General features: G+C 73.6%; 11 protein-coding genes and 1 pseudogene. 7 read left to right on the top strand and 5 right to left on the bottom strand.

Annotated elements, in window-relative coordinates; translation table 11 throughout:
- The first annotated feature begins 48 nt into the window (after positions 1-48).
- Positions 49-564 carry a GNAT family N-acetyltransferase gene (locus tag OG386_RS28980; protein ID WP_328790539.1) on the top strand — a complete coding sequence of 172 codons (516 nt, stop codon included), beginning with the start codon at positions 49-51 and terminating at the stop codon, positions 562-564.
- Between the two features lie 83 nt (positions 565-647).
- Here the strand turns inward: OG386_RS28980 and OG386_RS28975 are convergent, their stop codons facing one another.
- The gene (locus OG386_RS28975; protein ID WP_405787143.1) at positions 648-1,760 is read right to left on the bottom strand and encodes an RNA polymerase sigma factor; all 1,113 of its coding nucleotides are present in this window, start codon (positions 1,758-1,760) and stop codon (positions 648-650) included.
- A gap of 93 nt (positions 1,761-1,853) precedes the next feature.
- Here OG386_RS28975 and OG386_RS28970 point away from each other — a divergent pair, with 93 nt between their 5' ends.
- A complete protein-coding gene (locus OG386_RS28970; RefSeq protein WP_328790538.1) occupies positions 1,854-2,456 on the top strand; it encodes a hypothetical protein in 603 nt (200 codons plus the stop codon).
- A complete protein-coding gene (locus tag OG386_RS28965; RefSeq protein WP_443053217.1) occupies positions 2,453-3,517 on the top strand; it encodes a nucleotidyl transferase AbiEii/AbiGii toxin family protein in 1,065 nt (354 codons plus the stop codon). The genes OG386_RS28970 and OG386_RS28965 overlap by 4 nt, the downstream gene beginning before the upstream one ends.
- On the opposite strand, the gene OG386_RS28960 is transcribed toward OG386_RS28965, so the two are convergent.
- The 4 genes from OG386_RS28960 to OG386_RS28945 form a co-directional block, all read right to left on the bottom strand.
- Entirely contained in the window at positions 3,483-5,585 is a 2,103-nt protein-coding gene (locus OG386_RS28960) for a molybdopterin oxidoreductase family protein (RefSeq protein WP_328790537.1), read from the bottom strand. The genes OG386_RS28965 and OG386_RS28960 overlap by 35 nt on opposite strands.
- Positions 5,586-5,631: 46 nt before the next feature.
- Complete coding sequence (locus OG386_RS28955; protein WP_328790536.1) at positions 5,632-6,036, bottom strand: hypothetical protein; 405 nt, start codon at positions 6,034-6,036, stop codon at positions 5,632-5,634.
- Between the two features lie 73 nt (positions 6,037-6,109).
- On the bottom strand, positions 6,110-6,880 hold the full coding sequence (locus tag OG386_RS28950) for a glucose 1-dehydrogenase (RefSeq protein ID WP_328790535.1): 771 nt from the start codon (positions 6,878-6,880) through the stop codon (positions 6,110-6,112).
- Between the two features lie 69 nt (positions 6,881-6,949).
- Positions 6,950-7,657: a SanA/YdcF family protein gene (locus OG386_RS28945; RefSeq protein WP_405790711.1), complete on the bottom strand. Its 708-nt coding sequence runs from the start codon at positions 7,655-7,657 to the stop codon at positions 6,950-6,952.
- Between the two features lie 206 nt (positions 7,658-7,863).
- Here OG386_RS28945 and OG386_RS28940 point away from each other — a divergent pair.
- The 4 genes and pseudogenes from OG386_RS28940 to dnaG all read left to right on the top strand — a co-directional run bounded on the left by OG386_RS28940 (position 7,864) and on the right by dnaG (position 13,416).
- A pseudogene (locus tag OG386_RS28940) lies at positions 7,864-8,726 on the top strand (sirohydrochlorin chelatase).
- 36 nt (positions 8,727-8,762) lie between these two features.
- Positions 8,763-10,088 carry a deoxyguanosinetriphosphate triphosphohydrolase gene (locus OG386_RS28935; RefSeq protein ID WP_328790532.1) on the top strand — a complete coding sequence of 442 codons (1,326 nt, stop codon included), beginning with the start codon at positions 8,763-8,765 and terminating at the stop codon, positions 10,086-10,088.
- Between the two features lie 93 nt (positions 10,089-10,181).
- Positions 10,182-11,456 (top strand): NAD(P)/FAD-dependent oxidoreductase, encoded by a 1,275-nt coding sequence (locus OG386_RS28930; RefSeq protein ID WP_328790531.1) that lies wholly within the window; start codon positions 10,182-10,184, stop codon positions 11,454-11,456.
- A 34-nt stretch (positions 11,457-11,490) separates the two neighbouring features.
- Positions 11,491-13,416, top strand: a complete 1,926-nt coding sequence (dnaG, locus tag OG386_RS28925; protein ID WP_328790530.1) for a DNA primase — start codon at positions 11,491-11,493, stop codon at positions 13,414-13,416.

Here is a 13,416-nt window from a genome sequence, read left to right as displayed (position 1 = left end):
GGTACGGGCCGTACTCGGGTGCCCCTCCGCCGTCGTTAGCATGACGGCATGGCATCGGACGTGGTGATACGCCCTGCTCGGGCGGAGGATGAACGCGAGATACTGGAGCTGCTCCGCTCGGTGTGGTCGCGCGTGAGCGAACCCGGCCCCGAGCGCGCGGCCGACGCGGCCCTCTTCGACGAGCGGCATCCCGTGGAGGGCTTCCTCGTCGCGGAACGCGGACAGCGGCTCGTCGGGTACGTCGCCCAGGCCCCGGCGAGCCCCCTCGAAACCAATGGGCACGTCCGTCACATCCAGGGACTGGCGGTCCTCGAATCCGCCCGCGGCAGCGGCGTCGGGCAGGCCCTCGTCGAGGCCGCCTGCGCCGCCGCGCGGGCCGGTGGTGCCCGCCGGATGAACCTGCGCGTCCTCGGCCACAACGGGCCGGCGCAGCAGCTCTACCGGCGGTGCGGCTTCGCGGTCGTCGGTGTCCTGCCCGAGGAGTTCCTGCTGGACGGGGCCTATGTCGACGACGTCTGGATGAGCCGGAGCCTGTCCGACCTCCACGAGCCCGCGCAGGCGTAGCCGTAGTTGGAGCCGGCGCCGCGGCCGTAGCCGGGGCAACGGGTGGGGGCGCCTGGCGGGGCGCCCCCCTTTCCGTTGGTCCGTCAGTCCAGGTAGCCGCGGAGCTGGTCGGCGAAGGCGTGGTCGCGCAGCTTGTTGAGGGTCTTGGACTCGATCTGCCGGATCCGCTCGCGCGTCACGCCGAAGATCCGTCCGATCTCCTCCAGGGTGCGGGGCCGCCCGTCGGCGAGGCCGTACCGCAGCTGGACGACCTTGCGCTCGCGCTCGCCGAGCGTCGACAGGACGGCTTCCAGGTGCTCGCGCAGCAGGAAGAAGGCGGCCGATTCCACGGGCGAGGCGGCGTCCCCGTCCTCGATGAGGTCGCCGAGCGCGACGTCGTCCTCCTCGCCCACCGGGGCGTGCAGGGAGACCGGTTCCTGGGCGAGGCGGAGCACCTCCAGGACCCGCTCGGGGGTCAACTCCAGGTGGGCGGCCACCTCTTCGGCCGTGGGCTCGTACCCGCGTTCCTGGAGCATCCGGCGCTGTACGCGGACGACCCGGTTGATCAGTTCGACGACGTGGACGGGCACCCGGATGGTCCGGGCCTGGTCGGCGAGGGCCCGTGACATCGCCTGGCGGATCCACCAGGTGGCGTAGGTGGAGAACTTGTACCCGCGGGCGTAGTCGAACTTCTCGACGGCGCGGATCAGCCCGAGGTTCCCCTCCTGCACGAGGTCGAGCATGGTGAGTCCGCGGCCCACGTACCGCTTGGCGACGGAGACGACGAGCCGCAGGTTCGACTCGATGAGCCGGCGTTTGGCCATCCGCCCCATGACGACGAGCTTGTCGAGGTCGAGGGCGAGCTGGGAGTCGAGGTCGGGGGTGTTGCCGAGTTTCTCCTCGGCGAACAGGCCGGCTTCGACGCGGCGCGCGAGGTCCACCTCCTCGGCGGCGGTGAGCAGCGGGATCCTGCCTATCTCGCGGAGGTACTGGCGGAACAGGTCCGCGGACGGGCCCGCTCCGCCTCCGCTGTCGCCACTGCTGCGCCTGCGCGGCACGGGCACCGGCTCGATCAGCTCCAGTACCTCGGGCTCTTCGTCCACGGCCTTGGCCTCCGAGGACTCGCTCACGTTCACGGTCAGGGTCCGGGTCTGCACGGGGGCGACCTCCAGGGCTCCGAGGACGGGGGCACCGAACCTCAGTGTGGGGTACGACACATCGTGGCCACGAGGGGCGTGCGAGCACTTTCTGAGTCCGGTGCGTGACCGGATGGTTACCCCCCGGCGGGAACCCCGATGCGGATCGGACGCATGTCCGAGATGATCGACTTCATGGCGGAGTACGAAACCCACGTGACGGTGCGCTGCGCGGACGCGGCCGAGCTGGCGCGCCTCGACGCGTGGGCCGGGGCACGGGAGTTGAAGGTCACGCACATCCTGCTGGCCCGCGGCCGGATGGTGTCCCAGCCGATGTTGACCCTGCCGGACCGCACGGGCCACGAGCGGCTGGTGCCGAGGCTGCGGGCGGCCGGCTTCGACCCGGTCCGGGTCAAGGTGGAGACGGTCCCGTGGACCACGGACTCCCCCGGCCCGGGCGGCGGCTACTTCGAGCACCATCTGAAGCTGCGGCTGCCCGCGGACTTCGACCGCGCGGCCCTGGAGGACCTGGTCGTCCCGCACGGGGCGCACCTGTCCTGGAACGCCCGCCGGGTCCTGGCCGCCGGCGCGCACGAGCGGTTCGTGACCCAGCGGTGGCGCGGCACGGCGGCGCAGGCGGGGGCGGCCTGCGACGCGCTGGTCGCCGCCCTCGGCGCGGCCGGGTACGGGATCCGTTCGCAGGAGCGGGAGTTCGTGCTGTACGACAGCGACCTGTCGGTGGACGACGGGTGGATCGGCGAAGGGGTGACGGCATGACCGGGGAGCGGGAGGTCCGGGACCTGCCGGGAGGATGCGCGACGGGTTCGTGGCGGCAGTTCGGCATGGACAGCACGCACCTGCCGAGCGAGCCCCTGGACGAGGAGACGCGTGCGGCCCGGCACCTGCCGCGGACGCTGCGTCCGGTCGTCGGGGACGACGTACGTCAGCGGGCGGTCTTCGACCCGTCGCTGCGGCACAACTTCCAGGGCTACCGGGCCGGTGACCCGGTCTTCGACGCTCCGGAGCGAACCGTCGCCTGGGTGCGGGCGCGGCGGGCGGCGATGGACGCGGTCCTGCTGGCGGTCTCGGAGTCCGAGTGGGCGGGCTCGCTGGTGCTGCGGGGCAGCGTGCTGCTCGCCGACTGGTTCGGAGACCGGGCCCGGGAGCCCGGCGACCTGGACTTCGTGGTGGTCCCCGAGACGTGGCGGATGGAGGACGGCCGGACCGGCCGGATGCTGGACGGCATCGCGGCGGCGGCCGACGGGCGGGCCGGGATCAAGGCCTCGGGGGCGGTATCGGAGGACATCTGGACGTACGACCGGGTGCCGGGGCGGCGCATGGTGCTGCCGTGGTCCGTGCCCGGCCTGCCGGACGGGCAGGTCCAGTTGGACTTCGTCTTCAACGAGCCTCTCCCGGTCCCGCCGGAGCCGGCCGAACTCGCCTGCGGGGCGGTGGTCCTCGCCGCGACTCCGGCGCTGTCGCTGGCCTGGAAGGTGCTGTGGCTCATCAGCGACCGGCACCCGCAGGGCAAGGACCTGTACGACGCGGTCCTGCTCGCCGAACGGCACCGGCTGCCGAACGCCCTGCTCCAGGAGGTGTTCCGGCAGGCGGGCGAGGCCCCGCAGCCGAACCGGGACGTGGAGCTGCTGGACATCGTGCACATCGCCCCCGAGGGCTACGTGGGCGCCGAGTGGGAGCACTTCGAGGCGGAGTACCCGGAGCTGGCCGCCCCGGGGGACGAAGCCTTCCTCGCCCGGCTGGTGGCGGTCCTGGCCCCGACCTTCGCGGAGGCCCCCGAGAACCCTAGGCCGGCTCGACGCGGACCGCGCAGACCTTGAACTCCGGCATGCGGGAGGTGGGGTCCAGGGCCGGGTTGGTGAGGGTGTTGGCACGGCCCTCGCCCGGCCAGTGGAACGGCATGAAGACCGTGTCCGCCCGGATGGTGTCGGTGATGCGGGCCGGGGCGACGGCCCGGCCGCGGCGGGAGGTCACGGCGAGGGGGCTGCCGTCGACCGCGCCGATCCGGGCGGCCAGCCGCGGGTGGAGTTCCACGAAGGGGCCGGGGGCCGCCGCGTTGAGCTCGTCCACCCGGCGGGTCTGGGCTCCGGACTGGTACTGGGCGACGACCCGGCCGGTGGTGAGCAGCAGCGGGTAGTCCGCGTCGGGAACCTCGGCGGCGTCCCGGTGGGAGACGGGGACGAAGCGGGCCCGGCCGTCGTCGGTGGCGAAGCGGTCCAGGAAGAGTCGCTCGGTGCCCGGGGATCCCCCGGGGCCTTCGGAGCCTTCGGGGCCCTCGGGGCAGGGCCAGAAGACGCCCTGTTCGGCCTCGATCCGGGCGTAGGTGATGCCCGAGTAGTCCGCGGGGCCGCCGGCCGAGGCGCGGCGCAGTTCCTCGAAGACCTCCTCCGGCTCGGTGGGGAAGCCCTTCTCGACGCCCAGGCGGGCGGCGAGTCCGTGCAGGACGTCCAGGTCGCTGCGGACCCCCGGCGGCGGGGTCAGCGCCCGGCGGCGCAGCAGGACGCGGCCCTCCAGGTTGGTGGTGGTGCCGGTCTCCTCCGCCCACTGGGTGACCGGGAGGACCACGTCCGCGAGGGCCGCGGTCTCGGAGAGGACGACGTCGGCGACCGCGAGGAAGTCCAGGGAGCGGATGCGCTCCTCGACGTGGGCGGCGCGGGGGGCGGACACCACCGGGTTCGAGCCCATCAGGAGCAGGGCCTTCACGTCCGTACCGAGGGCGTCGAGGAGTTCGTAGGCGCTGCGGCCCGGGCCGGGGAGGCTGTCGGGGTCGACGCCCCAGACGCCTGCGACGTGGGCGCGGGCCGCCGGGTCGGTGAGCTTGCGGTAGCCGGGGAGCTGGTCGGCCTTCTGCCCGTGCTCGCGGCCGCCCTGGCCGTTGCCCTGCCCGGTGAGGCAGCCGTAGCCGGACAGCGGTCGGCCGGCCCGGCCGGTGGCCAGGCACAGGTTGATCCAGGCGCCGACGGTGTCGGTGCCCTTGGACTGCTGCTCGGGGCCCCGGGCGGTGAGGACCATGGCGGATTCCGGGGCGCAGAACATCGCCACGGCCTCGCGGAGCCTGGGGACCGGTATCCCGGTGATGCGCTCCACCAGCTCCGGCCAGTGGGCCATCGCGGCGGCCCGGGCCTCCTGCCAGCCGGTGGTGCGGGCGGCGATGAACTCCTCGTCGGTCCGGCCCTCGGCGACGATCAGGTGCAGCAGGCCGAGCGCGAGGGCCAGGTCGGTGCCGGGGCGCGGGGCGAGGTGCAGGTCGGCCTGTTCGGCGGTGCGGGTGCGGCGCGGGTCGATGACGATCAGCGTGCCGCCGTTCGCCTTGAGCTCGGTGAGGTAACGCAGGGCGGGCGGCATGGTCTCCGCCAGGTTCGAGCCGACGAGGATCACGCAGCCGGTGCGCGGGACGTCCGCCAGCGGGAAGGGCAGCCCGCGGTCGAGCCCGAAGGCCCGCTGGTGGGCGGCGGCGGCCGAGGACATGCAGAAGCGGCCGTTGTAGTCGATCTGCGAGGTGCGCAGGGCGACGCGGGCGAACTTGCCGAGCGCGTAGGCCTTCTCGTTGGTGAGCCCGCCGCCTCCGAAGACCCCGACGGCGTCGGGGCCGTACGTGCGGCCGGTGCGGGCGAGGCCCTCGGCAACGGTGTCGAGGGCCTCCTCCCAGGTGGCCGGCTCCAGCCGCCCGGCGTGGGTGCGGACGAGCGGCTCGGTCAGGCGCACCCGGGAGGAGAGCACGGCGGGCGCGGTGCGGCCCTTGCCGCACAGCGCGCCCCGGTTGACGGGGAAGTCGGCCCGCTCCTCCACCGCCACGGCGGCGCCGCCCGGTTCGGGGCGCAGCCTCATCCCGCACTGCAGGGCGCAGTACGGGCAGTGCGTGTCGGTGGCGGCGTCCGAGGTGTGCATGCGGTCCAGCGTGGGTCGCCGGTGTTACGCCGGCCGCCACTGCGCGTTACGAGTCCGGGTGCTCCGCCTCAGCGCCGCCGGGCGGCTGCGGTGAGGCCCGGCGCAGCGGGGGACGGTCGACGAGCTCGACGTACACGATCCGGCCGTCGACGACGTCCAGGTTCAGGAACCCGTTGCCCGGGTCGAGGGGGACCGTGCGGTGGCCGGGACCGTACGGCGTGCCGGGCGGATGCCGGTGGGTGCGGAAGCTCTGGCAGAAGTCGTTGCGGCAGTCGCACTCCTCCAGGAGGCGGAGGTCGTAGGCGCAGACGGCGAGCCAGTGCTCGCCTTCCGCCTCCAGCAGCCGCATGAGCTGCGCCGTCAGGTCGGGGAAGACGTCGCGCACGAGGGGGCCGTCCTGATCCACGGCGTCCCGTTCCACGGCGTCCTGATCCACGGCGTCCTGATCCACGGGCAGACCGTAGTCCGGCGCCCCTCCGACGGCACGCGAATTCGTGGCCGTCCCGCCGGGGGCGCGGGGCGGGTCACTGGCCCGTCAGGTACTTCACCGTCAGGCCCGCGGTCCAGCCGCCGTCGACGGCGAGTTCGGCGCCCGTCATGTAGCCGGCGGCGTCGGAGAGCAGGAAGGCGATCGCGGCCGCGATCTCCTCGGGGACGCCGACGCGGCCGAGCGGGGCGCCGGGGTAGTTGCCCTCGCCCGCCCGGATGCCGATCGGGGCGGTCATCGGGGTCAGGGTCATGCCGGGATGGACGGAGTTGACGCGGATCCCCGCCTCGGCGAGTTCCACCGCGCCGATCTTCGACAGGCCGCGCACGCCCCACTTGGAGGCCCCGTACCCGGCGGTGAGTGCGAGGCCGGTCAGGCCGGCGGCGGAGGAGATGTTGACGATGGACCCGCCGCCGTTCGCGCGCAGCAGCGGGATCGCCGTCTTGATGCCGATGAACACGCCGACCAGGTTGATCTCGATGACCTGGCGGAAGTGCTCGACGCTCTCGTGCTCCAGGAACTGGCCGGTGGAGATGCCCGCGTTGTTCACGAGGCCGTCGATGCGGCCAAACTCGGCGACCGCGTGGTCCAGTGCCGCCCGCCAGTCGGCCTCGCTGGTCACGTCGTGCCGCAGGAATCGCGCCGCGCCGCCGAGCTTCGCGGCCGTCTCGGCGCCCTCCGCCTCCAGCACGTCGGTGATCAGCACCCGGCCGCCGCCGTCCACGACGGCCTGCGCGGCCGCGGCGCCGAGGCCCCGGGCTCCACCGGTGATGACGACGACCTTGCCGCTCAGATCCACACCGGCCACGGTTCCACACTCCTGATGCTCTCGTAGCGACTGACCGGCATATGACTAATCGGCATATGCGCGGGGTCGTCAGTCTGCCAGAGCGGCCAGGGCCCGCGACACCCCCTCCTCCTTCGGCCCCAAGAAGCGCGGTGCGGGCTTGAAGGCGGCGTCCAGCGCGGCCTTGCCCGCCGCGAAGACCTCACGGGTCTCGCCGTAGTACCAGGTGGCGTCGTGCACGTCGGCGACCCCGACGCCGTACGACTCCAGGCCCGCCGCCTGGCACAGCGCGACGGCCCGGCGGATGTGGAAGCCCTGGGTGACCAGCACGGCCCGCTCCACGCCGAAGATCTCCTTGGCCCGCACGCAGGAGTCCCAGGTGTCGAAGCCCGCGTAGTCACTGACGATCCGCCCGTCCGGCACGCCGTGCGCGGTGAGGTACCTGCGCATCGCGTCGGGCTCGTCGTAGTCGTGCCGGCCGTTGTCCCCGGTGACGAGGACGACCTTGACCTTGCCGGTGCGGTACAGCTCGGCGGCGGCGTCGAGCCGGTCGGCCAGGTAGGGCGTGGGCCGGCTCCCCAGCAGGCCCGCGCCGAAGACCACGGCCACCTCGGCGGAGGGCGCGTCGGCCGTGGTCCGCAGCCGGTCGGCGGCCACCGCGTGCATCCAGGCCGAGGGCAGCAGCGCCAGCACGCAGCCCGCCATGACGGCCTGCACCGCCCGCCGCCGGGCCCGTACGCTGCGCAGCGCCGCCACCGCCCGGCTCCACTCGACTCTCGGCAGGCGCGGTCGGCGCATCATCCATCCCCTGGTGTCTCGGCTGCTCGTCCGCTGGTCAGGACGCGTACCGGGGCCGCGCGGTTCGCCCGGACCCCGACCTCCGGCAGGTACGCCGCCGGCCGGGCCGGCTCCGAACAGCCGCGCCGGCCGCCCTGTGAGCACACGGCAAAGACCCGTCATCCCCGCGCAACGCACCGGCAACCTCCGGCGCGGAGGATCGGTTCATGACGGAGTCGGTGCACCCTCCCGAGTTTCCCGCCCTCCCCTTCGACAGCACGGCCGAGCTGCTCGGCCACATCACCCTCCAGCTGGGCACCCAGCTCAGCGGCCTGCGCCGACCCGGAGTCCGCCCATGCAGCCCACCCTCGTCGCCGTGGCCCACGGCAGTCGTGACCCGCGCGCCCTGCACACCGCCCTCGCCCTCCTCGAACGGGTCCGCGAACTCCGCCCCCGGCTCGACGTCCGGCTCGGCCACGTCGAGCTGAACGAGCCGCTGCTCGACGACACCCTCGACGGGCTGTCCGGCTCGGCCGTGCTCGTCCCGCTGCTGCTCGGCCGCGGGTACCACGTCAAGCGCGACCTCCCCGCGGCCGCCGCCCGGGCCGGCCACCTGCTCACCCGCGTCGCCGCCCCGCTGGGCCCGCACCCGCTGCTCGTCGAGGCCCTGTACGAGCGGCTCCTGGAGACCGGCTGGACCCCGACCCCCGGTTCGGCCGTCGTGCTGGCCGCCGCCGGTTCCCGCGACCCCGACTCGGCGGCCGACACCCGCCGCACCGCCGCCCTGCTCCGCGAACGCCTCGGCGGCGTCCCGGTGACCCCCGCCTACGCCTCCGCCGCCGCGCCGAGCGCGCCCGAGGCGGTCCGGGCCCTCGCCGCCCGCGGTCACCACCGGATCGCCGTGGCCTCGTACTTCGCCGCACCCGGCCGGTTCGCCACCCAGGCCGCCGCGGCCGCGCCCGGCCCAGCCGCCGCCCCGCTGGGCGATCACCCGGCGCTGGCCCGGCTGCTGCTGCACCGGTACGACGAGGCCCGCGCACTGCCCGTAGGGGGTGTCGACCCGGTGCGGCCGGAACTCGTCTCCGCCTGATCCCGGTTTGTCAGTTGTTCCGGTTACCGTCTCTCCATGGAAGGCACCACGCACGCCCTCACCGACGACCACTGCGGCCGCTACGACACGGCCGACACCGAACGCTGGGCCGCCGAGCCCGACAAACGGCCCGGCCGGACCGCCTTCCAGCGCGACCGCGCCCGCGTACTGCACTCGGCCGCGCTGCGCCGCCTCGCCGGGAAGACCCAGGTCGTCACCCCCGGCAGCCGCTCCTACGACTGGGACGCGAGCCCCCGCACCCGCCTGACCCACTCGCTGGAGTGCGCCCAGGTCGGACGAGAGCTCGGCGCCGCGCTCGGCTGCGACCCCGACCTCGTCGAAGCCGCCTGCCTCTCCCACGACCTGGGCCACCCGCCCTTCGGCCACAACGGCGAGGAGGCGCTCAACGAGTTCGCCAAGGACTGCGGCGGCTTCGAGGGCAACGCCCAGTCGCTGCGCCTGCTGACCCGCCTGGAGCCCAAGCGGTTCGTGCCCGATCCGACGAGCGGGGAGCTCGTCAGCGTCGGCCTCAACCTCACCCGGGCCTGCCTGGACGCCGCCACCAAGTACCCGTGGGCGCGCGGGGACCACCCCACCGACCCCGACTCGGTGAAGTTCGGCGCGTACGAGGACGACCTGCCGGTCTTCGCCTGGCTGCGCCGCGGCGCACCCGCGGACCGCAAGTGCTTCGAGGCCCAGGTCATGGACTGGGCGGACGACGTCGCGTACTCGGTCCACGACTTCGAGGACGGCCTGCACGCCGGCCACCTCGACCCCAACATGCTCTACGCCGAACCCGAGCGCACGGCGATCTGGCAGGTGGCCATCGGTCGGTACGTCCCCGCCGACACCGCGCCCGAGGAGCTGCGGGCCGCCCTCGACCGGCTGATGGAACAGGAGTGGTGGCCGCACGGGTACGACGGTTCGGCCGTCGCCCAGTCCCGGCTGAAGGACGCGACGAGCCAGCTGATCGGCCGGTTCTGCCTGGCGGCCGAAGGAGCCACCCGTGAGGCGTACGGCTCCGGCCGCCTCACCCGGTACGGTGCCGAACTGGTGATCCCGCGCGAGGCGCGCAACGAGTGCGCGGTCCTCAAGGCGGTCGCCGACCTCTACGTGATGCAGCGCGACGAGCAGGAACGGATCCGCGCCGACCAGCGCATCGTCCTGGCCGAACTCGCGGAGGCGCTGAGCGCCCGCGCCCCCGAGGGGCTGGACCCGCAGTTCCGGGCGATCTTCGACGCGGCCCCGGACGACAAGGCCAGGAAGAGGGCGGTCATCGACCAGATCGCGTGCCTCACCGACGCATCCGCCCGTTCCCTTCACGCACGCCTCACCCGGCGCGGCCGACGCGCCGAAAGGTGAGCTGATCGAGCCACTCCCCCTTCACGCGGCAGGCTCGGTGCGGGACGCTCGCATGTGCTCGCATGTGGCGGAGAGGTTATGAGGAGGCATCAGGTGGTCGACGCACACCGGACGTTCGTCATCGTCGGCGCGGGGCTCGCCGGGGCGAAGGCGGCCGAAACGCTGAGGTCCGAGGGGTTCACGGGGCGGGTGATCCTGATCGGCGACGAGCGCGACCACCCCTACGAACGCCCCCCGCTGTCCAAGGGCTACCTGACCGGCAAGGACGACCGGGAGAGCGTCTTCGTCCACGAGCCGTCCTGGTACGCGGCCTCCGACATCGAGCTGCACCTCGGGCAGCCCGCCGTCCACCTCGACCGGGACGCCAAGAAGGTGGTCCTCGGCGACGGCACCGTCCTGTTCTACGACAAGCTGCTGCTGGCCACCGGCGCCGAGCCGCGCCGCCTGGACGTCCCCGGCACCGGCCTGGCCGGGGTGCACCACCTGCGGCGCCTCGCGCACGCCGAACGACTGAAGGGCGTACTGGCCGGGCTCGGCCGGGACAACGGGCACCTGCTCATCGCGGGCGCCGGGTGGATCGGGCTGGAGGTGGCCGCCGCGGCCCGCGGCTACGGCGCCGAGGTCACCGTCGTCGAGCCGGAGGCCACGCCGCTGCACGCGGTGCTCGGCCCGGAGATCGGCCGGCTCTTCGCGGACCTGCACTCCGATCACGGGGTGCGGTTCCACTTCGGGGCGCGGCTGACCGAGATCGTGGGCCACGACGGCATGGTGCTGGCCGCCCGTACCGACGACGGGGAGGAGCACCCGGCGCACGCGGTGCTCTCCGCGATCGGGGCCGCCCCGCGGACCGCGCTCGCCGAGACCGCCGGGCTGGCCCTGGTCGACCGGGAGCACGGCGGCGGGATCGCGGTTGACTCCTCCCTGCGCACCTCCGACCCGGACGTCTACGCGGTCGGGGACGTGGCCGCCGCCCACCACCCGGTGCTCGGGACCCGGCTGCGGGTGGAGCACTGGGCCAACGCGCTGAACGGCGGGCCGGCCGCCGCACGGGCCATGCTGGGCCAGGAGGTCGGCTACGACCGGGTGCCGTACTTCTTCTCGGACCAGTACGACGTGGGCCTGGAGTACTCGGGGTACGCGCCGGCCGGCGGCTACGACCAGGTGCTGATCCGCGGGGACGCGGGCAAGCGGGAGTTCATCGCCTTCTGGCTGTCGCAGGGGCGGGTCCTGGCCGGGATGAACGTGAACGTGTGGGACGTCACCGAGCACATCCAGGCCCTGATCAGGTCGAAGACCCCGGTCAACCGCGAGGCGCTGGCGGACCCATCCATTCCGCTTGACTCCCTGGTGCGGGCCGAGGGGGCCTGACCGAATTGCCGGCGCCCGGCCGTAGACTTCACGGGTGGCAGGACGGATCAACGACGACGACGTGAAGGCGGTACGGGACGCGGTCCCGATCGACGCCGTGGTCTCCGAGTACCTCCAGCTGCGCAACGCGGGCGGCGGCAACCTCAAGGGCCTGTGCCCCTTCCACGACGAGAAGTCCCCTTCCTTCCAGGTCAGCCCCAGCAAGGGGCTCTACCACTGCTTCGGCTGCCAGGCGGGCGGGGACACCCTCGACTTCGTCATGAAGATCGACCACCTCTCCTTCTCGGAGGCGGTCGAGCGCCTGGCCGGCCTGGCCGGCATCACCCTGCGGTACGAGGAGGGCGGCTACACCGCGGGCACCAGCGGCCGCGGTGACCGCATCCGGCTGGTCGAGGCGCACAAGGCCGCCGCCCAGTTCTACGTCGACCAGCTGGGCAGCCCCGAGGCCGAGATCGGCCGCAAGTTCCTGGCGGAGCGCGGCTTCGACCAGGCCGCGGCCGCGCACTTCAGCGTGGGCTACAGCCCGGCCGGGTGGGACCACCTGACCCGCTTCCTGCGCGGCAAGGGCTTCAGCGACAAGGAGCTGATCACCTCCGGGCTCGCCCAGGACAGCCGCAGCGGCAAGCCGATCGACCGCTTCCGCGGCCGGCTGATGTGGCCGATCCGCGACATCAGCGGCGAGGTGGTCGGCTTCGGCGCGCGCAAGCTGCGCGACGACGACAACGGCCCGAAGTACCTGAACACCCCCGAGACCGCGATCTACAAGAAGTCCCAGGTGCTGTACGGCATCGACCTGGCGAAGAAGGAGATCGCGAAGACCTCCCGGGCCGTGGTCGTCGAGGGCTACACGGACGTGATGGCCTGCCACATGGCCGGGGTCACCACCGCGATCGCGACCTGTGGCACCGCCTTCGGCGGGGACCACATCAAGATCCTGCGCCGGCTGCTGATGGACAACGCCACCGCCGAGGTGATCTTCACCTTCGACGGCGACGCGGCGGGCCAGAAGGCCGCCCTGCGGGCCTTCGAGGACGACCAGAAGTTCGCCGCGGAGACCTCGATCACCATCGCCCCCGGCGGCATGGACCCCTGCGACCTGCGCCTCGCGCAGGGCGACGCGGCCGTGGCCGGCTTGGTGGAGGCCCGCACGCCGCTGTTCGAGTTCGCACTGCGGCACATCGTCGCCCGGCACAACCTGGAGAACCCGGCGGGCCGGGCGGCCGCCCTGGACGAGGCCGCGCCCGTCGTCGCCAACATCAAGAACATCGCGATCCAGCACGAGTCGGCGGTCCAGCTGGCGGGCATGCTGGGCATCCGCGACGAGCAGTTCGTGGTCAAGCGGGTCGCACAGCTGGCGCGCTGGGCCCGCGAGCGCGGCCAGGGCGACGGACCGCAGGGCGGCCGGCCCGGCGGGAAGCCGCAGCGGGGCCGCCCGTCCTACGAGGACGTCCCCGCGCCCGCGGCCCAGCCGGCCGGGGGCCCCGCGCTGAACCTGCGCAGCCCGGCCCACCGCACCGAACGCGAGCTGCTGAAGCTCGCCCTCCAGCGGCCCGCCCTGGTCTCCCCGGCCTTCGACGCGTACGGGATGGACGAGTTCACCGCCCCGCCCTACGCGGCCGTGCGCCAGGCGATCCTGGACGCGGGCGGCGCCTCGCTCGGCACGGAGGACTACCTGGCCCGCGTCCGCGAGGCCGCCCCGAACGACACCGTGCGCGCGCTCGTCACGGAGCTGGCGGTCGAGGCCATCCACGCGAAGACGGTGGACGAGATGTACGCGGGGGTCCAGCTGGTCCAGGTGCGGCTGCGCGCCGTCGACCGCCGGGTCCACGAGATCCAGGGCACGCTGTCGCGGCTGGGCCCGCAGGCTCCGCCGGAACAACTCGCGGCCGTCCAGGAGGAGCTGTGGGTGCTCCAGCAGTACGGCCAGCGGCTGCGCAACCGCGGCGCCGAGGGCCTGTAG

The sequence above is a fragment of the Streptomyces sp. NBC_00273 genome (genome assembly GCF_036178145.1).
In the GTDB taxonomy this organism is placed as follows: domain Bacteria; phylum Actinomycetota; class Actinomycetes; order Streptomycetales; family Streptomycetaceae; genus Streptomyces.
Note: the sequence above shows the minus strand (reverse complement) of the source record. Positions and strands in the feature narration are given on the sequence as shown.

Bases quoted from the DNA above. Each gene is read 5' to 3' on its own strand.
- OG386_RS28980 (WP_328790539.1), top strand. From the start codon at position 49: ATGGCATCGGACGTGGTGATACGCCCTGCTCGGGCGGAGGATGAACGC.
- OG386_RS28970 (WP_328790538.1), top strand. From the start codon at position 1,854: ATGTCCGAGATGATCGACTTCATGGCGGAGTACGAAACCCACGTGACG.
- OG386_RS28960 (WP_328790537.1), bottom strand. From the start codon at position 5,585: ATGCACACCTCGGACGCCGCCACCGACACGCACTGCCCGTACTGCGCC.
- OG386_RS28935 (WP_328790532.1), top strand. From the start codon at position 8,763: ATGGAAGGCACCACGCACGCCCTCACCGACGACCACTGCGGCCGCTAC.
- OG386_RS28945 (WP_405790711.1), bottom strand. From the start codon at position 7,657: ATGCGCCGACCGCGCCTGCCGAGAGTCGAGTGGAGCCGGGCGGTGGCG.
- OG386_RS28965 (WP_443053217.1), top strand. From the start codon at position 2,453: ATGACCGGGGAGCGGGAGGTCCGGGACCTGCCGGGAGGATGCGCGACG.